At 45.0% G+C, this 26,915-nt stretch carries 17 protein-coding genes; 7 read left to right on the top strand and 10 right to left on the bottom strand.

Annotation, left to right across the window (positions count from 1 at the left end; all coding sequences use genetic code 11):
* Positions 1–67: 67 nt before the first annotated feature.
* The 3 genes from BWI96_RS08865 (at position 68) to BWI96_RS08855 (ending at position 6,834) form a co-directional block, all read left to right on the top strand.
* The gene (locus BWI96_RS08865) at positions 68–1,150 is read left to right on the top strand and encodes a hypothetical protein (RefSeq protein WP_157830281.1); all 1,083 of its coding nucleotides are present in this window, start codon (positions 68–70) and stop codon (positions 1,148–1,150) included.
* A gap of 90 nt (positions 1,151–1,240) precedes the next feature.
* Entirely contained in the window at positions 1,241–1,834 is a 594-nt protein-coding gene (locus BWI96_RS08860; protein WP_198555201.1) for a hypothetical protein, read from the top strand.
* Positions 1,834–6,834, top strand: a complete 5,001-nt coding sequence (locus BWI96_RS08855; RefSeq protein ID WP_106636283.1) for a C25 family cysteine peptidase — start codon at positions 1,834–1,836, stop codon at positions 6,832–6,834. Before BWI96_RS08860 ends, BWI96_RS08855 begins: the two co-directional genes overlap by 1 nt.
* 52 nt (positions 6,835–6,886) lie before the next feature.
* On the opposite strand, the gene BWI96_RS08850 is transcribed toward BWI96_RS08855, so the two are convergent.
* Positions 6,887–7,732 carry a universal stress protein gene (locus BWI96_RS08850; RefSeq protein ID WP_106636282.1) on the bottom strand — a complete coding sequence of 282 codons (846 nt, stop codon included), beginning with the start codon at positions 7,730–7,732 and terminating at the stop codon, positions 6,887–6,889.
* Positions 7,733–7,903: 171 nt separating this feature from the next.
* Between BWI96_RS08850 and BWI96_RS08845 the strand changes: the two genes are divergently transcribed.
* Positions 7,904–9,580, top strand: a complete 1,677-nt coding sequence (locus tag BWI96_RS08845) for a glutamine--tRNA ligase/YqeY domain fusion protein (protein ID WP_106636281.1) — start codon at positions 7,904–7,906, stop codon at positions 9,578–9,580.
* A gap of 161 nt (positions 9,581–9,741) precedes the next feature.
* On the opposite strand, the gene BWI96_RS08840 is transcribed toward BWI96_RS08845, so the two are convergent.
* The 4 genes from BWI96_RS08840 to BWI96_RS08825 all read right to left on the bottom strand — a co-directional run bounded on the left by BWI96_RS08840 (position 9,742) and on the right by BWI96_RS08825 (position 17,197).
* Positions 9,742–10,581 (bottom strand): endonuclease/exonuclease/phosphatase family protein, encoded by an 840-nt coding sequence (locus BWI96_RS08840; protein WP_106636280.1) that lies wholly within the window; start codon positions 10,579–10,581, stop codon positions 9,742–9,744.
* Between the two features lie 920 nt (positions 10,582–11,501).
* Positions 11,502–12,716: a potassium/proton antiporter gene (locus BWI96_RS08835; protein WP_106636279.1), complete on the bottom strand. Its 1,215-nt coding sequence runs from the start codon at positions 12,714–12,716 to the stop codon at positions 11,502–11,504.
* A gap of 122 nt (positions 12,717–12,838) precedes the next feature.
* Positions 12,839–16,075, bottom strand: coding sequence for a PD40 domain-containing protein (locus BWI96_RS08830; RefSeq protein WP_106636278.1), 3,237 nt, complete (start codon positions 16,073–16,075; stop codon positions 12,839–12,841).
* A gap of 60 nt (positions 16,076–16,135) precedes the next feature.
* Entirely contained in the window at positions 16,136–17,197 is a 1,062-nt protein-coding gene (locus BWI96_RS08825) for an FAD-binding oxidoreductase (protein ID WP_106636277.1), read from the bottom strand.
* Positions 17,198–17,516: 319 nt separating this feature from the next.
* On the opposite strand from BWI96_RS08825, the gene BWI96_RS08820 reads away from it, so the two are divergent.
* Positions 17,517–19,391 (top strand): M14 family metallopeptidase, encoded by a 1,875-nt coding sequence (locus BWI96_RS08820; protein ID WP_106636276.1) that lies wholly within the window; start codon positions 17,517–17,519, stop codon positions 19,389–19,391.
* Positions 19,392–20,132: 741 nt separating this feature from the next.
* Here the strand turns inward: BWI96_RS08820 and cmk are convergent.
* Positions 20,133–20,819 carry a (d)CMP kinase gene (cmk, locus tag BWI96_RS08815; protein WP_106636392.1) on the bottom strand — a complete coding sequence of 229 codons (687 nt, stop codon included), beginning with the start codon at positions 20,817–20,819 and terminating at the stop codon, positions 20,133–20,135.
* Between the two features lie 257 nt (positions 20,820–21,076).
* Here cmk and ade point away from each other — a divergent pair, with 257 nt between their 5' ends.
* Both ade and BWI96_RS08805 read left to right on the top strand, forming a co-directional pair.
* Positions 21,077–22,714, top strand: a complete 1,638-nt coding sequence (gene ade / locus BWI96_RS08810) for an adenine deaminase (protein ID WP_369804126.1) — start codon at positions 21,077–21,079, stop codon at positions 22,712–22,714.
* Positions 22,715–22,725: 11 nt separating this feature from the next.
* Positions 22,726–23,379 carry a peptidylprolyl isomerase gene (locus BWI96_RS08805; RefSeq protein ID WP_106636274.1) on the top strand — a complete coding sequence of 218 codons (654 nt, stop codon included), beginning with the start codon at positions 22,726–22,728 and terminating at the stop codon, positions 23,377–23,379.
* A gap of 121 nt (positions 23,380–23,500) precedes the next feature.
* On the opposite strand, the gene BWI96_RS08800 is transcribed toward BWI96_RS08805, so the two are convergent.
* The 4 genes from BWI96_RS08800 to BWI96_RS08785 form a co-directional block, all read right to left on the bottom strand.
* Positions 23,501–23,962, bottom strand: coding sequence for an NUDIX hydrolase (locus tag BWI96_RS08800; protein WP_232793655.1), 462 nt, complete (start codon positions 23,960–23,962; stop codon positions 23,501–23,503).
* Positions 23,963–24,261: 299 nt separating this feature from the next.
* Positions 24,262–25,287, bottom strand: a complete 1,026-nt coding sequence (locus tag BWI96_RS08795; protein WP_106636273.1) for an MlaD family protein — start codon at positions 25,285–25,287, stop codon at positions 24,262–24,264.
* Positions 25,288–26,058, bottom strand: coding sequence for an ABC transporter ATP-binding protein (locus BWI96_RS08790; protein WP_106636272.1), 771 nt, complete (start codon positions 26,056–26,058; stop codon positions 25,288–25,290).
* A gap of 4 nt (positions 26,059–26,062) precedes the next feature.
* Positions 26,063–26,857 (bottom strand): ABC transporter permease, encoded by a 795-nt coding sequence (locus tag BWI96_RS08785; protein ID WP_106636271.1) that lies wholly within the window; start codon positions 26,855–26,857, stop codon positions 26,063–26,065.
* Between the last annotated feature and the right edge of the window lie 58 nt (positions 26,858–26,915).

The following is a 26,915-nucleotide window of genomic DNA, read 5'->3' as shown; positions in this document are numbered from 1 at the left end:
AAATAACTATAAGCTACTATTACTGAGTATATTTTACACAATTTTAGTTATAGGAACCGTTTTTATTATGCCTGACTATGGAAGAACTCCAGATTCTTACGGGTATTTAGAATCTGCTGTTTCTATGGCAGAAGGAAATGGCTATCAATACAAATCGATCTGGAACTCTTTATGGCCTATCGGTTACTCAACTTGCATATTAGTCATTTATTGCATTCTTCCTATATCTGTCTTATGGGCGTCTAAAGTAGTCAATATCATCTTTTTATTAATAATGATATTATTCTTCTATAAAAAACACCCTAGAAGAGCATTCGTTTTTGCATTACCCGTAGGATATTTATGTAAAATGGCTGCTTATTCGTGGTCTGAAACTGCCTACATTGTTGTTCTTACTGTTAGTATTTATACATTGTATGATTACCTTAAAAACGATAACAACGTATTTTTATTTAACCGAATAAAATTTTTCATAGTAGCTTATGCTTCTTTCCTGATCAGATACATTGGGCTTTTCATGGGAATCTTTACAGGAATTTTATCGGTCTACTACCTTTGGAAAAGAGATTTTAAAAGAGCCAAATGGACCTTCTTAAATTCAATTTTACTTTTCGTAGGCTACTATGCATATTTTTTACTTAATAAATACAAAGGTCAGTTAGTTTGGGGAGGCAATAGAATTGATGAAATTAAGCCCTGGAAAGAAGTACTTATCTTAATTATTCCAGGACTAATCAATGAGTTTATCTTGTTAAGAGATGTAAGTTTACCCGACCCATTCGCCTGGATAGGATTAGTCATTCAGCTTATGTTAATGGTTTATGTTATTAAAATTTATAGAAAAGAATTACTAGGTATTTCATTTACCTTATCCAGGCCCAAGCTCCTATTCCTGACCGGGTCACTCTACCTATCAATTATTTTTTATTTACGTTTCTTCAGTGCCTTTGATATGCTATCCTATCGTCTTCTGGCCCCTACAACCTTTCTTTGGCTAATTGCCGGGCTAGACTGGCTCTCTAATCCTGTCCGTTCTAATCTCTGGCAGAAAGTAGAAATCCCGATTACTTTGTTTTTATTAACAACGACTATTACTAATCTGCTTCCTAAAAATTTATCTAAAATAGAAGCCTTGTTTAATAAATTATAACCATTTTCAAAGTACAACAATAGTTTATGGTATAGGATACCTATTTTATTAACAACCCCCTATTTATATTCTAAACCTTAAGCAACTAATATGTTATTAACCAGTCAACGTAAGCTCTTGCTTCTTTTTATATCAGTCACGGCATTATCACTAGTAAGGATACTAATGTCTAGTGATTATTGTCTGGTAAATGACTCTCATTATTACATCCAGACTGCGGAGAGGTTTAAAGCAGGGTTGGGGCCAACGATTATATTAGAAAGTGGTGAAATTGTATACAATTCCATTTGGCCTCTTGGTTATCCATCATTCATTCTAATTGGGTTATATCTCGGACTAAATGGCATATGGGCTTCAAAACTTGTCAACCTGATCGTCATTATTTGGGTATTGTATGAATTAAATAAAACCTGGGCAGACAAAGCTCCTATCCTGGCCTTATCGCTGCTTGCTTTCATTAAAGTATTAGCTTTCAGTTGGTCAGAATCCTTATTATTCGCTTTTACGCTTTCTTTTACTCATGGAATCTGGCATGCCTTCCATAACCAAATGAATTTTCGTCTATTATTTTGGATTTTCATAACTGGATTTGGTATGTTCTTTACCAAATACATTGGAGGTATTTCAGCAGGATTAATTTTTATAGCTGCTTTACTTGCGTACTTTACTAATAAAAAAACTTAATGTTTCAGTTTTTAATTTTAGGGTTATTGTTAATCTTAAGTTTCGGCGGATATTTTTTTATTAGTGAAAAACTCAGTAATCATATTTGGGGCGGTACTCGTTTTATTGCCGTTGAACCCTGGCCTGAATGGACATTAATGGTTTTAAGTTCTTTAGCGAATGAGTTGTTACTTATTCGAGACTGGGATAACTTTTATTCTGTTGATTTTATAGGTTTACTAGGTTTTTTTATTCAGGGGTATATCATCTATAAGCTTTTAAAAATTAGAGTGTTCACTCCTGAAAAAGCCGATCCCCATTCCATTCAACTTACTTATTGGTACTTAGTGGTAGCTCTGGTATTAGGTATTACATTAATTATCCTACGGGCATTTTCTCCTTTTGATCCTCTGGATATTCGCTTAATGGCTCCTTCCACTTTTTTTCTACTTCTCTTCGTTCTCGGGCATTTTGCAGCTTTACCTATCTACTGGAGAAAAGTTCAACGCTATATATTTTTTATATTTGCCCTATCATCCATTTGTGCCCTTTTACCTAAAAAATTCAATCCATTAAAGCCTTTGGAAAAACTATCCATCCCCACCCAGAAGATTTATTTACTATTCATCCTAATCGGCCTGTTTTCCCCGTTTCTGGCATCGGCTCAGACTTTCGGGAATGAATGGATCAATTATGAGCAATCCTATTTCAGGATTCCAATTGCTCAAAAAGGAGTGTATCGAATTACCTCTGCTGAATTACAGAAGGCCGGATTCAATACGGGCATTGATCCCCGCATGATCCAGTTGTACTGGCGAGGAAAAGAACAGTCGATTTTTGTAGAAGGCGAACAAGACCGAAAACTCGATGCCTCCGACTATATCGAGTTTTATGCCGAAGGAAATGATGGAGCTCCCGACTCATTATTATACATTCCCAATAGTGCTCAGCCTCATCCTTACTTTAGTCTTTATTCCGATTCGACGGCTTATTTTCTAACCTACTCTACCACTGGAAAAGCCGGGAAACGCATGGATTCGTACCGGGATACGGATTATTCCTCTTTAACTCCCGAGGCTTACCACCTGGAAGAGATTCTGAAACTCTATACGTCTGAGTATCCCGTTGGTTTTGCCCGCCCCGTAGGAACACTGGCAGGAGCCATGCTTTTCAGCCATTATGATTACGGAGAAGGCTGGACAGGCCCCGTAAGGTCTATAAACGAAGAATGGCAGGAAAACTTTACCATTACCGATCTGGCTACCTCTGCGGCAACAAAACCCCGAGTAGAATGGCTGATGACGGGGCGATTACCTGATAATCACCGACTTGTTTTTTCAGCAGGCTCCGCTTCCCGAACGCTCGGAGAAGGTTTTTTTGACTATTATTATACAAAAAAATTCAGTTTCCCACTTGAGTTTTCAGACATCAGTAACCAGACGTTAGTCTTAAAAACGGTTTCCAAAGGGGTTAATAACGGCTCTCGGGATGCATATTCAGCTACCTACGCCCGAGTAACTTATCCGCAGCTCACTCGCATGAATGGCTTGGGTTCTAAGACATTCCAGTTGATTCCTCAATCAGCCGGTCGCTCTTATCTTTCAATTCCCGGCAGTAACAATGCTTCGCTCCTTGCCTACGACATTACGGATAAAAATGAAGTTCGCCGAATTGGCGGCTTACCTTCAGATACTGATTTTCAGGTTATTGTCAGAGGAACTCAAGCGGCTCGAAAAGTTCTGATTACGCGGGAGTTTAAATCTGTACCTCTTATTTCGCGAACCTCTTTCCGAAACATCAACCCCAAATCACACAACTATTTAATCATTACGCATCCGGCTTTACAAAAACCTGCGGGTAGTGAGTCAAATGCGGTTCGGGCGTATGCCCGTTACAGAGCCTCCGAAGCGGGTGGAAAATACGATACCTTAACGGTTTCCATTTTTCAGTTATACGATCAGTTCAATTACGGAGAAACGAGTCCGCTGGCCATTCGGCGTTTTCTGGATTTTATGCTCAGAAAAGGAAATCCCCAGTCTGTTTTCCTAATCGGCCAATCTACCGATCCGCAAGGGTTAAGATTTAATCCTAATCGGAATCAGATTGACATGGTTCCTAGTTCAGGCTGGCCTGGCTCCGATATCACCATGACTATGGGATTAAATGGAAAAGGAATTTACGAGCCCGCTATCCCCATTGGAAGACTTCAAACCAACAGTCCACAAACTGTTTTAGACTATCTGGCTAAAGTCAAGGAGCATGAGTCCAAACCCATGACCGACTTGTGGCAAAAAAACATTTTACACTTGAGCGGCGGACGTAGTTCGTATGAATTGCTTTCTTTTCGAAACAACTTAAATCAGTTACAGCAAACCGCACAGAATAAGCTCTTAGGCACCCGGGTAGAATTAATGGGCAAGAAAACCGATGAACCTGTTGAGTTTTTGAACATTCAGGAACAGGTTAATAGTGGTTTATCGATGATTACTTTCTTCGGACATTCCAGCCCTACGGTTTCGGACATTGAGATTGGCATGGCCTCAAATGAGCAGTTAGGGTATCGTAACAACGGGAAATATCCGCTCATCTTTATGAATGGTTGTGCCTCTGGTAACTTTTACTTCCAGAATTCTAAAACCTTTGGGACAGACTGGGTAAACACCCCTAATAAAGGAGCGATTCTATTTTTAGCGTTAACTGACATTGGTTATCCTTTTGTTCTGAAAGAATATGCGGACCAGATTTACAATGGTTTGTTCTCAGACAGCACCACGTTTGCCAAACCTTTCGGCTACATTCAGCAACAGGCCGTGAAACGCTTTCTGGCAAACAATAGCGATTTTTACCACATTGCTCACGCCGAACAATTTACCCTTCAGGGAGACCCAGCTATCGTTTTGTATCCGGCTTCCAAGCTGGATTATGCCATCAAGTCCCAAACGCTTTTTGTTCAGGGCCTGGACAAGAAAGCACTAACCACCCCAGCCGACTCTTTCCGGGTAGGTATTGTCATTAGCAATCTGGGTAAAAATGTAAAGAAACCTTTTTCGGTAAGCCTGAAAAGAACACTTTCCAACGGTCGTGAAATTGATCTGGGGACAAAGCAATACGCCCCTATTGCCTATCAGGATACGGTTTATTTTACGGTTAATAACCAGGCCCATGCGGGTGGGAACACCCGTTTCGATGTAGTTATTGACGCGAACAATCAACTCGACGAAATTTCAAAACAGAACAACAAAGCCAGTCTGAATGTAGTCCTTCCCGGCTCACTAGCCCGGCCTTTGTTACCTCATGACTTTGCCATTATAGGTACTCAGGAAAATAACACGCCTACCGCTCGACTCGTAGCCGAATACACGCCAGTCGCTACTATCAGCGGTACGCCTCAGATTATATTCGAACTGGACACTTCCGCAGCATTTACCAGCTCGTTCAAGAAAACGACGACTTTACCCATTAGTAATACCGAAGGCTGGAAGGTGTCTTTATTAGCTACCGACAGCACAGTTTATTTCTGGCGGGTTCGGAGTGCCGATCAGGCTTTGAGCAATAATAATCAATGGTCTACCGCTTCGTTTACTTACATTAAAGGCAGTACGGGCGGCTGGGCTCAGAGTAATGCAACCCAGTTTGATAACGTACTTACGGATTTCGCCGTGCTTCAGAATAACCGCTGGAGTTTCACCGGAACGGCAACGGCGGCAACGCTGAGTTCGGCACTCATTGGCCCGGCAAATCAATGGGGTGCTATTCGTCAGCAGGTAACCCGGAATGCTCAGCAGAAATCATCATTAGATGTGTATGGCGTGGATAACCAGGGAAATGAAACGCTGCTTTACGCCAACCTGACTTCTAGTCTGACCGATATTAAAAATGGTGTTGATGCTAAAAAATATCCTTACCTGCGACTGCGTGAAAAGATCAGCGGCCCAACGGCTCCGCAGCTCAATCGGTGGTTAGTATCGTATCAGGAAGTACCCGAAGGAGCCCTCCACTTGAAGGGGCAGTCGGCGTATTTACCCAATACAACAACTTACCTTACGGAAGGAGCCCCCTACACGCAAAACCTGAGCTTTGACCTGGCCAGTACGCAGCTATTTGCTGATTCGCTGACAGTCACAGAAGTAGTTACGAATGCCACTTCCGGCCTGAACCAGACCAGACAGTACAAAGTCAATTCGGCCAAGACTATTCCGCTTAGCATTGCCTATGCTAATCTGGCCACTGGAGAAAACCGCATTGCCGTAACCGTGAACCCACAAGTTTTACCGGAAGTAAGCTATACGAATAACCTGATTACCCTGATCGCCCACGTCCAGCCCGACCGCTCGGCTCCGATTCTAGAAGTTACCTTTGATGGAAAAACCATTCCGAATGGGTCTTTCGTTTCGGCAAATCCAACCATTGCTATTCGGTTAAAAGACGAAAATAAATACGTCCTCAGAAAGGATACTTCAGGCATTGACATGTATCTGCAACGTCGCTTCCCTGACACCACTGCCCTGCAACGGATTTCGTTTCAAAATCCCAACGTTAGCTGGCAAATGGTATCCGAAAATGATTTCCGGGCTACCTATCAGCCTAAGAATTTACCCGAAGGCACGTATTATTTCCAGGTGAATGGTTCGGATGCAACGGGTAACCTAGCCGGTTCAACCCCGTATAACATCACGTTTGTCGTTAAAAACGAAACGGGAATTCAGCAATTGGTGGTAAGTCCGAATCCGCTGACGTATTACACCCGCTTCAGTCTAAACCTGACCGGAACAAGCGTTCCCGATGCGATGGCCATTGAGATTTATAACCTTCAGGGACAATTGCTACGGATCATTTCCAATGAAAATCAGAAGCTTCAGATCGGACAAAACGATTATTACTGGGATGGCACCGACCAGCGGGGCAGTCGTCTACCGATTGGGACGTACATTTATAAATTAAAGATTCAGGAACAAGGGCAGAGTTACCCCTTCCTCGATCCTCATACGAAGACGTCGGGCCGGGTGATTATCGTCCGCTAATCATAAAAAAACCGGAGAGTGATCTCCGGTTTTTTTATGACTCATGTAGTTACTAATCAAGATCCGGTAAAGGAAAAATGAGCACCGGTACCGGACTGTGGAGCAGTAATTTTTTCGTTTTGCTGGGGTTTACCAGTTGCGTAAACAAATTACGGTGATGTGTACTCATCACTAATAAATCAGCTTCGGTATCCTTCACTAGTTCCAGAATTCCCTCCTGAATCGAACTGGTTTTACGCTGAAGCAAGGTAATATGGTGTTCAGGGAACTGAGCCTGAATATTCGCCAGCATCTCGTCATCCGAGTTCACATTGGGTTCGTGGTCCGACTGTACGTTAATGAGTTGAACCGTCGCTCCCAAGGCATTAGCCCATTGATAGGTTTTCGCCAGACTTTGCGTCTCTTCAAATTCAAGCTGGGTGGCGTAGGCGATTCTTTTGAACCCATAGTGCGTTACTTCACCGGGGACGACCAATAAAGGAACGCCAATTTCATCGAAAAGCTGCGTTGAAGAGTTGCCAAACAAGTCAGAAAACCAACCACCCGATTCGCTGGACTCCGTGCGACCCATAATGACCAGATCAACACCCTTATCTTCGGTAAATTCCTTAACAACGGGCGTCAAAGGTCCTAATTCCAGATACGCCGTCACGATTACGTTTCTGGCTTTTAATTCTTCTGTTAATTTATCAATTTGCTCTTGGGCAGAATTTCGGTAAGTTTCCTCCCACTCTACCGTTAGCGGCGGGCCCGTTAAGGTCTCCGTCATGGGATAAACCGGCAGGTACGTATGCAGGAGGTGTATAGTAGCGGACTGTCTGGAGGCCAAATAAACGGCTGTTTCTAAAGCCGGACGAGAATTTTCAGTAAAATCGGTTGCAACGAGGATATTTTTCATGGTAGTTTGAAGATTAATGGCCGAAAAGAATACTTTTTTCGTTAGTATAACAAAGATATACGATTAAAAAATTATCATCATTTCACTAAAATCACAGGATATGATGATGTAATTCATATTTAATTTCGGGAAGGTGCTTAATTTCGCCTTTCCTAACGAGCCGCACCGCGTATGACGGAAGATACAAAAGAAGTTAAGTCCTTAAATTTCCTAGAAGAAATTGTTGAAAACGACCTCCGAGAAGGTAAAACCGGAGGACGCCTGTTAACCCGATTTCCACCCGAGCCGAATGGATATCTGCACCTGGGCCATGCAAAAAGCATTTGCCTGAATTTTGGTTTAGCCCAAAAATATGGTGGACAGACCAACCTACGCTTTGATGATACGAACCCGATTACGGAAGATACCGAATACGTGGACTCGATCAAGGCTGACGTTCGCTGGCTGGGTTTTGAATGGGCCGCCGAATTATACGCTTCTGACTACTTTGCTCAGTTGTATGAATTCGCAAAAAAATTGATCCAGCAGGGCCTGGCTTATGTAGATGATTCGACGGCTGAAGCCATTGCCAGCCAGAAGGGTACTCCTACGGAACCCGGCCAGGATAGCCCCTTCCGTACTCGTTCGATAGAAGAAAACCTGGAATTATTTGAAGGCATGAAAGCCGGAAAATATCCCGACGGTAGTCGCGTATTGAGAGCCAAAATTGACATGGCTTCGCCCAACATGCACTTCCGGGATCCGGTTATTTATCGAATCAAACACGCTCATCACCATCGCACGGGCGATCAGTGGTGTATTTATCCCATGTATGATTTTGCTCACGGTCAGTCCGACTCAATCGAGAAAATCACGCATTCGATCTGTACACTGGAATTTATTCCGCACCGTCCGCTCTACGACTGGTTCATTGATAAGCTGGATATTTTCCCTTCGCATCAGTACGAATTTGCCCGCCTGAATCTGACTTATACCGTGATGAGTAAGCGGAAGCTGAAACAACTGGTGGAAGAAGGGCACGTAGCGGGATGGGACGATCCCCGAATGCCAACGCTTTCAGGTGTACGTCGTCGCGGCTATACACCCGAAGCCATTCGTGATTTCTGCGAGCGAATCGGCGTGGCCAAACGCGATAACCTGATTGACGTAGGTTTACTGGAATTCTGTGTTCGCGAACACCTGAACAAGATTGCCACTCGCGTCATGGTAGTACTCGATCCTGATCCAATCAAGGTCGTTATTACCAACTATCCCGAAGGGCAAACCGAAGAGCTTTCGATTGAGAACAACCCGGAACAACCCGAAGAAGGCAGCCGGAATGTAACATTCTCCCGCGAAATTCTGGTGGAACGCGAAGATTTCATGGAAAACCCGCCGAAGAAATTCTTCCGCCTGGCTCCCGGTAATCGCGTTCGTCTGAAAGGAGCGTACATCATTGAATGTAACGATGTAATTAAAGACAGCGAAGGCAAAGTAACCGAACTGCATTGTACGTACGTCCCCGAAAGTAAATCAGGATCGGATACCTCTGGACTGAAAGTTCAGGGAACGATTCACTGGGTGAACGCAGCAACGGCCCTTCCTGTGGAAGTTCGTCTCTACGATCGTCTGTTCCAGGTCGAAGATTTGAGCGAAGCCGAAGGCGATTTCAAAGATCACCTGAATCCTAATTCGCTGGAAATTGTACATGCCTTTGCCGAGCCCAGTCTGAAAGAAGCAACGGGTACGTATCAGTTCCTGAGAAAAGGCTATTTCTGCCTTGATTCCGATTCTTCGTCTGAACGTCTGATTTTCAACCGCACCGTAGGTTTGAAAGACTCCTGGGCGAAAGATCAGAAGAAGAAATAAGTAGTTAATTGTTTTGGGTGGCCGCCGCAACGGCGGTCAGTTTTCAGTTGATAGTCTATGTTTTACAACTGAACCATAGATTATAACTAACTACAAGAGCATAGACCTAAAAAAGCACGACTGACAATCAGTCGCGGCTTTTTTTAGTCTATGCTCTCCTTTTATAAAACTGCTTTAATGACTACGGGTTGGTGATCGGAGAAATATCTCTGGTCTTTCGCATCTACCAATACGCCGTATTTCAGCACTTTAATTCCTTTGCTTGTGAAAATATAGTCGATACGGGTTTTCAGCGGAGCATCAAATTTAAAAGCGTTGAACGTGCCTTCAGGGCCGTAGGGGGCCATTTCTGTTATACTACGTGAGTCATTCAATAAGGTTTGAATTTCCTTGATTTGCTCGGTGTCGGGCGTTGAATTAAAATCTCCCGTCAGAAAGGTGGGAGCTCCTTTCGTTATCTCTTTGATCTTCTTCACCATTAGTTTGCCGGATTCCCGACGAGCGACCACACCCTCGTGATCGAAGTGTACATTAAAAAAGTAAAACTGCTTTCTTGACTGTACATCCTGCAACTTCACCCAGGAGCAAATGCGGTTACAACAGGTAGCGTCCCAGCCTTTACCAGGTTCTTCGGGCGTTTCGCTTAGCCAGAAATTACCCGAATCAAGTACTTTAAAACGATCTTTTTTGTAGAAAATAGCCGAATGCTCGCCGCCTTCCTTTCCATCATCGCGACCAGCACCGAAGTAGGCGTATTCTTTCATTTCCAATAAATCCTTCAACTGACCGATTAAGACTTCCTGCGTTCCGAAAATGTCAAAATCATGGTAACGAACCTGAGCTTTTACATTTTCTTTCCGATTGGGCCAGGCATTCACGCCGTCATTGGGCGTATTATAACGCAAGTTATAGGAAGCAACCGTCAGCATTGACGTTTTTTGTGCGAAAGCACCGGGAATCCAAGTCATTCCCCACCATAAAAGAACGAGTACTTTTTTCATATAAGACATTCAAAAAACGCATCAACTGCGATCATCAGCCGCCAATGCATAGGGTTTAGAACTACAAACGTACCAATCTTCGCCCATTACTAACCGGAGTTTTGACCTAAAGCCAGATTCATCAGACGATCTGCCTCCGAAATCAGACTCACAGCCCAAATGCTTTTCGTTTTAGCCGATAAAGAGCGATCCATCCTGATTGAATTGGTTTTAAAGGACCATAGAATTAGCCTCTCGGATTGCGGAGAAGCGATTGTTCTAATAGAAAATAAGATGATTTAGTAGTGCATTCGAAGTACTCTGGCAGCAAAGTTCATACGGTAATGAAATAACCTTTTATAGACTTCAATTGAGAAATAAGAGGAGAAGGTCAAAATGAAGCCACGAAATTAGGGAAGCAAAGGACCTGAAATATTTCCCTAACATTACGTTCAATTATTAAATTGTTACCTAAAATAAGTCTCTAATAAAACTAATAAAGAATGCCCCCGGATTTTATCCGGGGACACGGTTGGTAACGATAATTATCTCATACATCCTTACGTGATCATCAGCATCTGTCATTCAGAGCAAAGCGAAGAACCTTATGCTCTTTTTCGAGCTGATTAGGTCATGCGGTAACTTGACTAAGCCAGCCTCGCCCCATTCTTCAGAAGGTCTCTCTCTTCGTTCGAGAGGTCAGTTGAGGATTAATCCCTGGAGCGAGATTCCATTTCGTTCCTACCCTAAGGCAGGTTCCACCTGCCGTTCTCCCAAGCCTGTCAGCCCTAGCAAAGGATTGAATTAAGGTTCTAAATTTTAGATAACTTTTAAAGAGCGTACGATTTTATATAAGTAATAGCCAGATTTAGAATCCTCTTCGCTGATTGCACCCAGGGAAATCTAACGATGCAATTTCCTTCCGATAATGGACGCATGCCTCACAATCGGCTAGCATCTGCCTGACTTTCGTTTAGTTTCAGCCGATTAGCCAGCCAGCCCAGCGTGGTTCCCTGCAATAGCACTGAGATAATGACGACCGCAAAAACGGTGTTGAAGATTACATCCGCTACCCGGACGCGGGAGATGAGCGGGATGAGGCTAAACACAATGGGCGTAGCTCCGCGAAGGCCTACCCAACTAACGAAGATTTTTTTCTGCAAGCTAGCCCGAAAAGGCGTGAGCGTTACAAACACACTTATGGGTCGGGCTATTAAGACCAGGAATCCAGTGATAATCAGAGCCTGGGGCAGAAAATCCAGCATGTTTCTTGGAAAAACCTGCAAACCCAAAATTACGAACAGACTAATTTCCATGAGCCAGGAAATACTTTCAAAAAAGAGATACGTTTCTTTCCGGCCCAGCCATTTTTCGCGGTAACTGCTCAGGACCATTCCTGTTACGTACATGCCCAGTAATACGTTCCCATGTAGAATCGTAATTCCACCAACCCCCATCAGGATAACGGCCAGAATGAATACGGGGTACATTCCACGGGTATTCAGTCGGATTCGCTGGAGCATAACACTCGCGATCCAGCCAATCATTCCACCCATGATTAAGCCTACGGCCATTTCTTTGAAGAACATTTCAATCCAGTAAACAATGCTGGTATCCGAATCGCTTAACAGACTGGTAAAGGCCGTAGTAAGAAAGAAAGCCATGGGGTCATTCGTACCCGATTCTAATTCAAGGGTTTCCGAAATGTGTTCTTTTAAACGCAGTCCTTTCGAATCCAGAATGGAAAAAACTGCCGCTGCATCCGTTGAAGACAAGACCGAACCTACGAGTAAGCCCTCGAGATATCGAATTCCGAAAAGGGTATGCAGAAAAACCGCAATCAGGCCCGCGGTCAACATAACACCAACGGTTGACAGGGCCAACCCTCGGCCCAGAATCGGTTTAATGTGCTTAAAATCCGTTTCTAATCCTCCAATAAAGAGAATCAGAGCCAGGGCGACGTTGCTATAAGAAAGGGTAAACTCCGGGAAATCATACACAAAATCGAAAGGACCGCCATTCCCGATAAACACGCCCAAAGCCAGGTACAGAAGAAGGCTAGGCACGCCAAAGCGATGGGAAGATTTTGTTAACAAAATTCCCGATAACAGAAAAAATCCAAGTAATAAACAAATCCAGGGAAAGGTGAGCATCATGGCCGTACTAGTAAACACTGGTAGTGCGTAAAATGTATGCCAGTAGCCCGAATCATTACCTCTTAAAAAAGAATAACCCGGGAGCTGAAGCTTCCGGGTTATCGCAATTCACGATGCATTTTCTAGAAATCGTGTCCCAACGAAATATGTAAAATTGGGGTTTGAGTCGTCTTGTCTTCTACGCCCCAGGCAAAATCACCTTTGACGTAATAACCCAGGAACAACGTCCGAACACCCACACCATACCCAATCAGATACGGATTTTTGAAGTTATTAACCGTTGCCGTCCAAACGCTTCCGGGGGCACTGACAATTTCCGTATTCAAACTGTTCTGACGACTGAAAGGGCCATTTCCGGTCCAGGCCGTTCCCACATCCGTAAAGGCCGTTAACTGGAAGTTTTGCAGGAACGTCGAAGTAAGCGGGCCTCGACTTAACACACGGAACACGGGCCAACGTAACTCGGCATTGAACAGCAGATAACTTTCGCCGGATAACTTGTTCATGCGGAACCCCCGCAGAGGCGTTACGAAATCGGTGAAGAATACATTTCGATAATCGGTGGTATAAGGACTAAGTGGGTTTTCCGCATTTCGCACTTCCCGAACATTGCCAAAAGGAATCCAGTTATCAACGCCCCCCAGAATGCTTTGTTTGGGAGCTGCTCCGCCAGAGTTACCAAAGGAAATTCGCGTTGCCAGAGTCAGATCGCGATAGATCTTGGTGTAATTCCGGGCATCCAGGGTGATTTTGTAAAAGCTTTCCGAACTCAGTCGCATTCCCTGCTGCTGTTGGGCCCGCAGTTTGACGCGAGAGCCTTCCAGCAAATTTCGGCCATTGGTGCGGGTGTTATCAAACACCACTTCGCCCTGCAAGCCCACGAAACTGGACGAAGCATTGGGTATTCCAGAACTTCCCTGCGAACCATCTACCCGATTCAGCAGCGTAAACATGGGCGAGGCCGAAACCCGAAGGGCTTCGTTAATGGGATAAGATGCCGTAAGCGTCAGTCGGTTATAGCGGTATTTTGTAAACATTCCCGTTCCGACGGTGAATGTGTTATCAGCGAAAGCCCGACGATCAAAGCGGGCACTAAAATCAATGCGATGGGCCAGATACTGATATTCCGCAAAAATTTCGCTGGTACGGAACGTTGGCGTAATGAACAAACCACCTTTGATGATGTTGTTTTCCAGCATATCATTGATGGTAATGGTGTTTTGCCAGCCAAAACCGCTGCCGGGTGTGGTTAAATAAGGCAAGACCAGAAACTGGTTATCTGTCTTGTTCACCACAAACACATCTTTGTAATTGGTTGGCCCTTTGAGACGGGTGGCATCCCGACGAACGACCGTGGTGCGACTTCTCGAATTGGTAATAACCCGGGGAGCATTGCCAGCAGGCTGATTCGTTCGGCGTTCGGTTACTTTCAAACCTTCCAGATCAAACTGATAGTTATCGGTATCGACTTCTCCCGGTCTTAGTTTAATTCTGGAAGCATTTCCTACCCCCACGGGAGCTTTCGTAGGATCTGCCACTGCGGCTCCCTGAGCTTTGTTTATACCGCCATTCAGACGGATATTACGCATCGTTGAAGCATCGGGGTTAATAGCTGACGAAGATAATCCAGGCAGGAATTTCAATACCTGCTGCCCTTTTTCAAGGCTTACGTATGCTAAAGCTCCGCTGTTGGGGTTATAATCAAAAGCATTAATACTCTCGGCAAACTGACTCAGAGGACGAACCTGCTGAGCGGTAGTATCCAGTACGTAAAGGTTCTGGATGCCCTGTTCGTCACTCAGGAAAAATACTTTTTCACCATTCGTAGAGAAGGGCTGAGTCGCTCTGGATGCCAGTCGCTGTACGGTATTGGCCCGGGCATTTCCTTCGTGCAGAAACAGATTGAAACTGGTTGGTAAAGGCGTAGGAACGGGCTTGGTAGAAAGCGTATCCGTGGTCCGATTGGAAGTAAACAAGACTTTACTATTCGAACGCCCTACGAATGACGGCGTTAAGTCGTCATATAAGTCGTTCGTCAGTTGAGTTACGCCATTGCGGCTGATGTTATATAGGAATAAATCGCTTTGTCCTTTGCGGTCGCCGCTGATGGCCAGCGTTGAGCCATCCTGCGAAATATCAAACCCAGCAATCTGATTAAAGCCCCGAACAAAGCGGCGGGCTTTCAGCCGTAACCCTTTTTTAGAACCGGGTACGTACTGCGACAACAGGATGCGATCATCCTGTTGAGTTAGAATGTTCAGTGTTCCGTTATCCTGAAAGGCTAAGAGGGGGGCATGAATGGGCAATTCTCGCGTTAAAAAACGATCACCCCCTACCAGTAACTCTTCGGGTTTACCTCCCTGCGTACCTGTAACGTATACCCGATAACGTCCGTGATCAATCATGGAATAAACCACCATGCGACGATCAGGACTAAGTTTGACCTGTTCAATTTGCTGACCAGAAAACAAATGATAACCCGCCAGTTTAGTACCTCCGGCAGGCTGAAAAGAACCTGCGGTGGAGGTAGCCATCTGGGTATAATAATCTTTCCAGTCGTTCACAAAACGAGCATAGGAAATCCCAAGCGTGCTGGAAATACTGGTTTGCTCCGTGCGAATGATGCGGGTCAGGTTGAGGATATTGGAGATATTATCCCGTCCGTAACGTTCGGCAATAAAATTCCAGATGGACTGCCCTATACGAGTAGCCTCATCGCCCGTTAACTGCGTTGGTTTTTTAAATTTCTTGTTCAACGCCACGTCCCGCATGTAATCATCCAGATCCCGGCTCCAGCCTTCGGCAACGTAAGCCGTGATTCCTGAAATGAACCATTCGGGTAAGGAAAGTAGCAATTGGCTTTGAAGGGCATCCTTCAGGCTTCCACCGTACAGCATGTCGTACACAAACACCGACGAAACCTCTTTCGCGAGTTGCTTGCGGAATTCCATGTGATTGGCCGTAAAGGCAATCTGAACACGGGACTTGGACAGATTTTCTTCCCGAATTTCAGCAATAGAGTTCAGCGAAACGCCGATATTACTCTGCTTTAAATCCGCGGGAGAATCATAGAGAAAAATCTTGGTGCGGCTGTAAGGGGTATAACTCAGCAGATCGGTAATGCGGTCAAATTCTGACTCGGCCATCTGGGCTGTATAAGTGGCCAGCGAGCGACTATTCCCGTGGAAATAAATTTCAAAGTTAGAGGTGGTCAGCACCTGCCAATCGTATCGTTCCCGCTGAATTCTGTTCTTTCCGAACTCTTCCATGGTTGGCATATAGACCTGTGCCTGGACGGTAACCGCCCCCAGAAGTAATCCACTCAACAAAGAAACTTTAAAAGTATTGGTCCAATCCATGGCTTAGGGCTTAGGGTACTCCGCATACTCACCCGCTGAAGCATACGGCTATTCGTTGATTTAGCTGAAATATAACGTATGGAATCGCTGAATATTCGCTTCGGGATGAAGTTCTTTCCTATCAACCAGAAAATCAGCGAATTGTTTGGCTAAAAAAGGAGCCATAGAGGTGCCTTTTGAGCCTAATCCATTAAAAATTCCGAGGGTCGAATGGCCCGGATGAACCCCGACGAAAGGTCGCCGTCCCTGCGTGGCTGGCCGAATCCCGGCCACGTGTTTTTCGATCTTAAAAGGCACTTTAATTAACTTCGAAAACTTATCCAATAAATACGTTTTGCCCTTTTCTGAAGGCTCCCAGGTCAGATCGTTCCATTCGTAATTGGAACCTGCCCGGTATTTTCCGTTGGGATGAGCCTGAATCCAGACGCTCTGGTTCACAATGCCCGGAAACGATGGCCCCGGAATATCAAGGTTCATAATTTCACCCTTTACCACTGCCCAGGGTAACCAGTTAAAATGAGGATTGAATCGACCATAAGCCCCTTCGCAACTGATAATCATCTTCGCTTCATACGAACGCCAGCGAGCGGTTTCAGGGGTTAATTGCACTTCGTCCCACTGAAATTCCGTTTCTTCAAACGAATCTTCCTGCTCTAAAATTTTATGAATTTCGGTTAATAAAACGGGTAAATCTACCCAAGCCGCCTGTAAGGTCTCTAGACCGCCTAATTCGTTATGAATCAGTGGAGAATAGGCTTCATTTTGCTCGGAAGGTTTGACGTAACCTTCCAAAACCGGATTGGCCGTCTGAGCAATGAAGAAGTTCTGTTCCTCAATGGATTGATAAGGACGATACAGAGGAACCGGATAAAAAAATCGAGCCTGTAAGCTCTCTTCCAGTGCACTGTAGAAGGAATGTAAGAATGGGAACAACTCATCCGCGAGCCAGGTTTTCGCCAGCTTTCGTCCGGTAACCGGGTTGCATATCCCCGCGGCCACCCGCGAAGACGAAGGTCGCTGATCGTCGATGACCCGGATTTTACATCCCCGACTCCGCAGAGTCCAAGCCAGCATTGACCCCGCAATGCCCTGTCCTACGATCAGATAGTCTATTTTTTGCATGTGATTCTACTCAATGATGCTTCAAAATACGGCAGAAAATCTTAGTAACGCTTCTGACTACTTTTCAAGCCTTTTACTCAACAGCCAGCAATTCAGAATCTTATTTTATCCAATCCGCAATTGTCCATACATAAAACTAAAATTTGACGCTATGGTAAAAATTTATATGGCATAATTGACTTTTAAGTTTTGTTTAAATACGAATAATTTCCTAACATCAGTGTTTCGTTGGTTGCTCTCGCCCCTATTGAATAATTACCACTTCTTTTATCATTTTACGCATGAAAAAACGTATTACTTTCTTTTTTGCCTCAGTCAGATGGCTGGTGCGTATGCCCAGCGTTCGTACTATGAAACGGAGAAAAAATGGCCTGAGCAGGACACCACCAGTAAGTTTTACAGCGTCAGGGGCGAACGACACGGTATTAGTTTCTTTAAAAAACATCAGTTCAAAGATGTCGAATATCAGCCTGGGAAAACGCTCGCGTTCAATACTTATCATTCGCCTGATGTGATGTATTACTGGTGCAAAAAATGGGCCGAGCAGCATCCCAATCTGGTTGATTTGTATGAGGTAGCCAAGAGTTATGAAGGTCGCCCTATTTTGCAATTGACGCTGACCAATAAGAAGACGGGAAAACATACGGATAAACCAGCGGCGTATTTTGAAGGCGGTCGGCACAGCGGTGAGGTAACCAGTAGTGAATCAGTACTTTGGCTGACCAAATATCTTTTAGATAATTACGGAAAAGACCCAGCGATTACGAAATTACTGGATACCAAAACCGTCTACCTCCGTCCGCAGAATAACCCGGATGGATCGAATATGTATCTCTTCACGGCTCAGCGAAACCGTAGTTCCATTCGTCCGCATGATGACGACCGGGATGGATTATTCGATGAAGATCCCGAGGAAGATTTGGATGGCGATGGAGTCATTTATCAGATTCGCAAAAAAGCAACGACCAAGGCCGATCTTGAGAAAGCCAATTACGTACTCGATCCCCGCGACTCCCGCCTGATGAAACGGGTGCAGGAAGGAAAAGGGCAATGGTTGATTTATACAGAAGGCATTGACAACGACGGCGACGGAAAATATAATGAGGACGGCATTGGCGGGCTGGATATTCACCGGAATTACCCCGAGAACTGGCGACCCGATCAGGGCGGAGACTTCACGGGTCGGGGTTATACCCAGAATGGAGCCGGAGCTTACCCATTGAGTGAAATAGAAACGCGTTCGACGGTACTATGGCTATTGGGACATCCGAATATTTCGGTTGTCAACTCCATGGATACCCGCGTTCCGATGCACCTGCGGCCACCTTCGACTTCCAAAGATACGGAAAGCATGTTCCCGGAGGACTTGAAGATTTACCGTCACATGGACAGTCTGGGCTTAGCCAACACGGGTTACCCCTGGGCAGGCGATGTCTACAATACGTACGCAACTCGTAGCAAGACCAATCGCTTAACGGGCGATCCAACGAAACCCGAACCGCTGTTCGGTCACGGTCCGGATTTTGGCTACTTTTATTACGGTTCGATTTGGTACGGGGATGAGTTATGGAACGGCGGAGCCATGAAAGATTATGACGGCGACGGTCAATACGATGAATATGACGGGATTCGCTGGGATGATGAAGCAAACGGAAAGAGGGGCTTCAAACCCTGGACGAAGTTTACGCATCCGCAGTTGGGTGAGGTCGAGCTGGGTGGGTTTCACCCGAAATTCTTCGCTCAGAATGGTCCGGCCTCAGTATTAGAAATGTGGATTTCGCGGCAGGCTAAATTCAACCTCGGCATGGCCTTCGAGTTACCGCAAATTGAACTAACGAACGTAAACGTGAAGCCACTTGCCAATAATGAATACGAAATAAAGGTAAGCTGGAAAAACACTGGTAAGCTGCCCGTTGCCCTGGAACAGGCGAAACGCATCAAAATTGTTCAGGAAGATCGGGTAACACTCGACATTGATAAGGCTTTATTGAAAGAAAGTCCTGAGGCAAAAGTAGTAATTACGGAACCAGCTTTGTTCGATAAAACTATTTACGCAGGTTATACCACCGCTGGAGAACAGAAAGAAGCGACGTTTAAAGTAAAAGTAAACCAGTCTGGCTCGATTAAGGCGAAGGTAAAATTACTTTCCACCCGAGGCGGATATGTAGAGAAGGAGATTGTGGTTGGGAAGTAAGTTAGTTGTTAGCGGCCGCTGCGGTTGTTAGTTGTTAGTTGTTTACCAACTTCCCGAAAGTTTTGAAGCTTTCGGGAGGGGTTAATTAATAGTTACGAGAAGTGAAGCTTGGATTCTTAGCTGGAACAAACAACAGAAAACCCCGGATTGACATCCGGGGCTATATTTTGTTTTACGATTTTTTCTTTTTATGTTTTTGTAACACAAACCCCGGATTAGCATCCGGGGCTATCCAGGTTCAACCCCTCCGGGGTTAGGTTTCCCTTTTCGAACAACTCCCTACGCTCTTTCGGATTTGTAATCCGAAAGCCCTCTGGAAGGGATTTATAATCCCTAAAGTAACACTAACCATCTCTACAGAAATGACCGCCTGTTATTGGAGATTGTAAACTCAAAAACCCCGCCGTGGTTGGTGTCCTCACCAACCACTATGCTTAGTAAGGGCTGGTGAGGACACCAGCCAGGGCGGGAGATTGGCGTATGGGCTCCACCAACGTTTACCCCGGGTTTTACCCGAGGCTATCCATGTTCAACCCCTCCGGGGTTGTTGTTCTCTTTTCAAGCAACTCTCCTACCTTTACAGGTTTTCTCTTTCAAACTGAAAACTGAAAACTGAAAACTGAAAACTGAAAACTGAAAACTGAAAACTGAAAACTGAAAACTGAAAACTCAAAACTCAAAACTCAAAACTCAAAACTCAAAACTCAAAACCGCAGCGACGGCCGCTCAAAACTGAAAACCCTAAACACTTTTCCCCATTCGTTCTTCCGCCCAGGATTTAATCAGAGCCACCTGTTCGTCGAAGGTCATAAATGAGTTATCCAGTACCAATGCGTCTTCCGCCTGCCGCAGCGGTCCTTCGGAGCGAGTCATGTCAATGTGATCGCGTTTGGTTAAGTTCTCCAGTACTTCATCCAGAGAAATCAGATCTCCTTTTTCGAGTAACTCCGCTTGCCGTCGCTGAGCCCGAATCAACGGATCTGCCGTCATAAATACTTTTAGTTCTGCCTGCGGGAATACCATGGTGCCAATATCCCGACCATCCATGACAATACCCTTCTGCTTTCCCATTTTCTGCTGTAAAGCCACCATCGCCCGACGCACTTCTACCACGGCACTTACTTCGCTTACCCGCTGGGAAATGTACATTTTTCGAATTTCATCTTCCACACATAACCCATTCAGATACGTTTCGTTCAACCGTTTTTCGGGATTAAACTGAAACGTAATGTGAATATTTTCGAGGGCCTTTTGAACCTCATGAGGATTAGTGATGGTTACATAATGTTGGTAAAAATACAGGCTAACCGCCCGGTACATGGCACCAGTATCGATATACCCGTATCCTAACTGAGCCGCGAGAACTTTAGCCGTTGAGCTTTTTCCGCAGCTTGAATAGCCGTCAATGGCGATGATGATTTTAGACATTTTATCAGAAATTGCTACTGAAAGCAACCGGGAAGTCATTTCATTGTAGAACTTTGGCAAAGGTAAAAAGTTTAGAGGAGTGATGCAGGGCTTATGCTGCGTATAAAGTTTGAAAGGTTTGAGTTCGTTAGAAAAGTTTGATACCGGAATGCTTTAGTTACTTTCTCCATTGGTGCACATTCCGATCCGTCGGGCAAGCAAGAGGGGCATCTGTTATCAACTAAAAACAGCAAACCGACAACTGAAAACTAAAAATGATGAAAGAGATTAGTGGCCAGCTTCTGGATATTCCCGGTCGGCAAATTCGTCCGGTTACGATAACGATTGATAACCATACCATCACTCGCATTCAGGATAACCCTGAGGCTCCCGAACAATACCTGTTACCGGGTTTTGTGGATGCTCACGTACACGTGGAAAGCTCCATGCTCAGTCCGGCTCAGTTTGCCCGGTTGGCAGTGGTGCACGGAACGGTTGGCACCATTTCGGACCCGCACGAAATTGCGAATGTACTGGGGGTAAAAGGAGTAGAATGGATGATTGAAAACGGTCGTAAAGTCCCTTTTCACTTCTGTTTTGGAGCCCCTAGCTGCGTTCCGGCGACGCCTTTTGAAACGGCAGGAGCCATCGTAACCCCTGAAGATGTACGGTATTTATTAACGAATTATCAGGAAGTAGGTTATCTGGCGGAAGTGATGAACTTTCCCGGCGTGCTCAATCATGACCCGGACATGACCGCCAAAATCGGCATTGCTCAGGAATTAGGTTACCCCGTCGATGGACACGCCCCCGGACTTCGGGGCGATGCCGCCCGCCGATACATCGAAGCTGGCTGCCAGACGGATCATGAATGTTTTACCGCTGAAGAAGCCCTCGATAAGCTTTCGTTCGGCATGAAGGTGTTAATTCGGGAAGGTTCAGCAGCAAAGAATTTCGATGCCCTGATTCCTCTATTACCCGAGCATTACCAGAACCTAATGTTTTGTTCGGATGATAAACATCCCGACGGACTTGTACTCGGTCATATTAATCTGTTGGTCAAACGGGCTCTGGCGTTATATCCCGATCATTTGTTTGAAATTCTTCAAATGGCGTGTCTGAATCCGGTAGAACATTATGGCTTGGCGGTTGGGCAATTACGCGAAGGTGATTCGGCTGATTTTATCGTTATTGATTCTCCGAAAGAATTTACTATTCTTCAAACCTATATTAAAGGGGAGCTGGTTGCCGAAAACGGTACTTCACTTCTCACGAGTTACCTCAGCGAGCCTATTAATCAGTTTAATGCTCTGGAGAAAGCCCCCGCTGATTTTCAGATCACTTCATCACAAAAAGAAGTTTCCGTTCGGGTCATCGAAGCATTGGACGGTCAGTTGATAACCCCCGCCCGAATCGAAAAATTAAACGTTCAGAACGGCGAGTTAACTTCTGATACCGAACAGGATGTATTGAAAATTGCCGTCGTTAATCGGTACGCTGACGCTCCGCCAGCAGTAGCTTTTATCCGAAATTTCGGCCTAACTAAAGGAGCTTTGGCTTCCTGTGTAGCCCACGATTCGCATAATATCGTAGCCGTTGGTGTGGATGACGATTCCATTGCTCAGGCCGTTAATTTGATTATTCGTGAAAAAGGTGGGATCGCAGCGGTCCACGAAGCAGAAGAGCTGGTGCTGCCCCTGCCCGTTGCGGGTATTCTCAGCGGCGAAGATGGGTACTGGGTAGCCACTCAATACGCCACGCTCGACGCTTTTGCCAAGCAACAACTGGGCTGTACGCTGAGCTCGCCCTTCATGTCGCTTTCGTTCATGGCTTTACTCGTCATTCCCAGTTTAAAATTAAGTGACAAAGGCTTATTTGACGGGGAAACCTTCCAGTTCACCTCCGTCTTTGCCTAACCCTCTTTTATATGAAAATGAATCGATTAGGTCTGTTTCTGGCTGTTATTGGATTAGGTCTTAGCTCCTGTAGTAATTTCGAAATTCCGCAGGATGAGGTTACCCAAACGCTAACCGATTACGGAAAAGAGCACCCCGAAAATGTAGTAAACATCCATACCCGATTCGGTGATATTGAAATTACGTTATATAAGGAAACGCCCCTCCACCGGGCTAATTTTCTACGGTTAACCAATCAAGGCTATTACGATGACCGAGGCTTTTATCGTTCGGTAAAGGGTGTTTGCATTCAGGGCGGCGGCGAGCAACGCGATCAGCTCAGCTATACCATTCCCGCCGAATTACGTCCGAATCTAATTCATAAACGAGGAACCGTCTCGATGGCTCGTTATTCGGAGAATAATCCAGAGAAACGCTCTTCGTCAACGGAGTTTTTCATTGTTACTAAAGGTATTTATTACAATGAAGAAGAGTTGGCAAAGTACCCACCAGCATTGAAAGATATCTATCTGAAACAGGGCGGAGAAATCATTTTCGATCAGGAATATACCGTCTTCGGTGAAGTCACGAAAGGTATGGACATCGTAGAAAAAATCGCCAAAATACCCCTCGGCGACTTCGAACGACCCACCGAAATCGTAAAGTTTTCAATCAACAGTAAGTAACAAAAAGGGAAGGCAAGCCTTCCCTTTTTGTTGTTCTATCATTCACTCATTCGACCATTCAGCACTGATTTTCGCACCATTCGCATCATGGATTCTTCGTCGTTATGAAGGCGAACTTCGTTTAAAGGAATCCATTTGATCTCGTTAGATTCTTCATTGATGAGTAACTCTTTCGTGGCATCGGCCCGGAAAAAAAACGAACATCATAATGCAAATGCTCCGGTTCCTGCTTACGAGCGGGAATGGTATGAATGTCAATATCAAAAATGCCGTCACCGACAGGAGTTACTTCGGCTCCGGTTTCTTCCCAAGCTTCCCGCTGAGCCACTCCCTGCACATTCGGGTCCCCATCACAATGTCCTCCTGGCTGAAACCAACGACCAAGTTTTCTGTGGTGCATGAGTAAGGCCTGCGTTCCGGTTTCGTCCAAAATCCAGGCTGATCCGGTGACATGACCGATTAATAAGGTTCGATCAAAGCAATTTTCGTGCGTTTGAACGAATTCCATCAGACGCAACCGCATGGCCTCTTCGTTCGTATCGGTAGTTTGGTATTGCTTTAATAAATCGAGTAACTGCTGCATTCTATTTTCTACACTTGAGCCTGCAAAGTAACCTATTTTCAAAAAGAAACGCTTCGCCTATCAGGGATTACACTAGCAGCGTAGGCATAATAACTTGTTGAAATGTCTCAATTATTTTCAGAGCAATAGAAGCCTCTTGAACAACCGCTACCAACGTGACCCAGCCAGCTTTTCTATAAACTAACTTGCCCTAAAAGACTGCTGCCAGCTTTTTCGCTGGCAGCAATGACTCTCTTTCTATAAAGCAGCTTGGCCTAAAACAAATACTGGCAGCGTAGAAACACTAATCTGTTCAAGAACTATTGGCCGGCATTCTTCAGCGAATCACGTTTGGCTTTTTCTGCCGCTCTTTCCTGTCTGCGGAAAAACGGACGCGTCAGGAAGTTATGCTGTAAAGCTTCCATGTTCTGATCCAGTTTTCGGCTGCTGCTTTCCAGGTATTGTAAGGTCGTTTTCAAATCGCCAGCAGTTTTCTGATCGTTGAGTAACAAGCCCAGAGCATTGTCATTCTGATTCAGTTTTTTCGTAGCAGTTACTACGTTGTCAGTCGCTACAGAGGCTTTGTCTACCACTTGCTGAGCCGACTGACTCATCTGTTTCAATTGATTAGCCGAAGATTTGATGCTGGCAAAAACCGTCGTATCGGTTACCAACTCGTGGGCCAGACTTCCTTTGGTATTTAAACGATTGGAATAAGCCGCCAGCGAACTCGACATGCGATTAGCATTCTGAGAAGCTCGTTCAAGGTGATTAACCGTAGCTTTAAATTGCTCGGCCAGAATTGAATCCGTCAGAACGGCTCCAATGGTACCCTTCCCACGGGCAATTTTTGAAACGAGTCCTTTGAAATCAGTCGTAATTTTCAGCAGGTTTTTGTTATTCTCCTGCAAGGTTTCCATGATCTGATCGGTGCCTAAAACGGCTTTTGCCCGAATGACATCCCCATCGTCAACCGAAGCCAGTTGGGGCGTTCCTCCTTCAATAACCACGATTTTATTGCCAATGAAACCTTCCGAGCTAATTTCCGCCTGAGCGTCTTTATGAATGTATTGCTGAGCTTCTTTTTCGATGTTCATGGTCACTTCCACCTGTGATTTTCCGTAGAATTTTACCGATTTTACAGTACCCACTTTTACCCCGGAAAACCAGACGTTATTACCCGTTTTCAAACCTCCTACATCATCAAAGATGGCTGCTACCTCAATACTTTTGATAAAGCGTTTTTGTTGACCGCCTAAAAACAATACGCCGACAATAAATATGACGAGGCCCAGGAATACAAAAATTCCTACCTGAACTGATCGTTTGTTTTCTCCTGTGCTCATTTAGTCAATAAAATTATATTCGTAAAATTGTTTAACCCGCTCTTCGTCCGAAGCAAAAACTTCTTCGAAAGTGCCCTGACGCTGGAACTGGCCGTCCAATAACATGGCGACCCGATCTCCCGTAGTTTTAGCACACGTCAAATCGTGGGTAATGATGATCGAAGTGGTATTATGCTGTTCCTGAACCTGATTAATCAAATTATTGATCTCTCCGGATGTAATCGGATCCAGACCAGCCGTTGGCTCATCGTAAAGCATAATTTCTGGCTTCAGAATCAGCGTGCGGGCAATACCAATTCGCTTCCGCTGTCCGCCCGAAAGCTGCGAAGGCATCTGACGGATCGTCTGGGATAACCCTACATCCTCCAGAGCTTCTTCAATAGCCAGATCAATTTCTTTTCTGGTCAGATTACGCACATTACGAATTAGGGGAAACTCCAGATTCTCGTACACCGTCATACTGTCGTATAAGGCACTATTCTGGAAGGAAAACCCAATTTTCAGTCGCAACGCATCCAGCTCTTTGGCAGATAACTCACCGACTTCCTGACCCAATACTTTAACGGACCCTTCATCGGCTTTCAGTAAACCCGAAATAATCTTAATCAAAACGGATTTTCCCGTGCCGGAACGACCCAACACCACCAAGTTTTCGCCTTTATAAATGTCCAGATCCACCCCTCTCAATACCGTCAGGCTACCAAAGGATTTTTTCAGCCCACGAATTGAAATGACTTTATCGCTGGTATCTATGTTTGCTTTTCTCTTCATAGGATCAGGAGATTAATGCCATTACGATTTGCAGGGAAAGTAACTCTTCAATGAAAATGAGGAACATGGAAAGTACCACCGAAGTATTAGCCGCTTTTCCAACGCCCTCCGTTCCTTTAGAAGAGTGAAACCCTTTATAACAACCTACGGCTCCAATGGTAAATCCAAACACAACGGATTTAGTCAGCGAAGCAAATACATCCGTAAACGTGACGGTATTAAACACCTGCGTAAAGTAGGTTTGAAAACTCGTGGCCTCGTTCTGATGAATATTAATAAATCCCCCCAAAAGAGCTAACATCGTGGTATAGACGGTCAGGAGGGGTATCATGGTAGTGGTAGCAATGACCCGACTCACGACCAGAAACTTGAACGGATTCGTAGCAGAAACTTCCATCGCGTCGATTTGTTCAGTTACATTCATCGAACCTAACTCGGCTCCGATGTTTGAACCTACTTTACCCGCCGCAATCAATGAGGTAACCAAAGGAGCCAGAGCCCGCACAATAGCAATGGCAATGAGCGAGGGTAACCAAGAAACAGCTCCAAACTCAGACAGCGAAGGTCTCGACTGGTTTACGAATACAATGCCCGTAATAAAACCAGTGAGGGAGATCAGCGGAAGCGATTTTACACCTACTTCAAAGCACTGCTTAACAATTTCCTTAAACTCGTAGGGAGGTAAGAACGCTTCCTTAAAAATTCGGACAACAAATAGAAAGACGTCATGCAAATCCAAGAAAAAGCGATTAATCCGGCTTACGCGTTTGCTGCCATCTTGGGTATCAGTTTTATTCATTCGATAGGATGGTCAAAATAGAGCACGGTTGAGTAAGCACTCAACGCCTCCGGGGATT

Source organism: Siphonobacter sp. SORGH_AS_0500 (assembly GCF_002838835.1).
Lineage (GTDB): Bacteria > Bacteroidota > Bacteroidia > Cytophagales > Spirosomataceae > Siphonobacter.
This window is presented reverse-complemented; position numbering and strand designations above follow the sequence as displayed.

What these genes read in the sequence shown, in the direction of transcription:
- BWI96_RS08865 (WP_157830281.1), top strand. Translation starts at nt 68, where the DNA reads ATGCCTGACTATGGAAGAACTCCAGATTCTTACGGGTATTTAGAATCT.
- BWI96_RS08860 (WP_198555201.1), top strand. Translation starts at nt 1,241, where the DNA reads ATGTTATTAACCAGTCAACGTAAGCTCTTGCTTCTTTTTATATCAGTC.
- BWI96_RS08855 (WP_106636283.1), top strand. Translation starts at nt 1,834, where the DNA reads ATGTTTCAGTTTTTAATTTTAGGGTTATTGTTAATCTTAAGTTTCGGC.
- BWI96_RS08850 (WP_106636282.1), bottom strand. Translation starts at nt 7,732, where the DNA reads ATGAAAAATATCCTCGTTGCAACCGATTTTACTGAAAATTCTCGTCCG.
- BWI96_RS08845 (WP_106636281.1), top strand. Translation starts at nt 7,904, where the DNA reads ATGACGGAAGATACAAAAGAAGTTAAGTCCTTAAATTTCCTAGAAGAA.
- BWI96_RS08840 (WP_106636280.1), bottom strand. Translation starts at nt 10,581, where the DNA reads ATGAAAAAAGTACTCGTTCTTTTATGGTGGGGAATGACTTGGATTCCC.
- BWI96_RS08835 (WP_106636279.1), bottom strand. Translation starts at nt 12,716, where the DNA reads ATGATGCTCACCTTTCCCTGGATTTGTTTATTACTTGGATTTTTTCTG.
- BWI96_RS08830 (WP_106636278.1), bottom strand. Translation starts at nt 16,075, where the DNA reads ATGGATTGGACCAATACTTTTAAAGTTTCTTTGTTGAGTGGATTACTT.
- BWI96_RS08825 (WP_106636277.1), bottom strand. Translation starts at nt 17,197, where the DNA reads ATGCAAAAAATAGACTATCTGATCGTAGGACAGGGCATTGCGGGGTCA.
- BWI96_RS08820 (WP_106636276.1), top strand. Translation starts at nt 17,517, where the DNA reads ATGGCTGGTGCGTATGCCCAGCGTTCGTACTATGAAACGGAGAAAAAA.
- cmk (WP_106636392.1), bottom strand. Translation starts at nt 20,819, where the DNA reads ATGTCTAAAATCATCATCGCCATTGACGGCTATTCAAGCTGCGGAAAA.
- ade (WP_369804126.1), top strand. Translation starts at nt 21,077, where the DNA reads ATGAAAGAGATTAGTGGCCAGCTTCTGGATATTCCCGGTCGGCAAATT.
- BWI96_RS08805 (WP_106636274.1), top strand. Translation starts at nt 22,726, where the DNA reads ATGAAAATGAATCGATTAGGTCTGTTTCTGGCTGTTATTGGATTAGGT.
- BWI96_RS08800 (WP_232793655.1), bottom strand. Translation starts at nt 23,962, where the DNA reads ATGCAGCAGTTACTCGATTTATTAAAGCAATACCAAACTACCGATACG.
- BWI96_RS08795 (WP_106636273.1), bottom strand. Translation starts at nt 25,287, where the DNA reads ATGAGCACAGGAGAAAACAAACGATCAGTTCAGGTAGGAATTTTTGTA.
- BWI96_RS08790 (WP_106636272.1), bottom strand. Translation starts at nt 26,058, where the DNA reads ATGAAGAGAAAAGCAAACATAGATACCAGCGATAAAGTCATTTCAATT.
- BWI96_RS08785 (WP_106636271.1), bottom strand. Translation starts at nt 26,857, where the DNA reads ATGAATAAAACTGATACCCAAGATGGCAGCAAACGCGTAAGCCGGATT.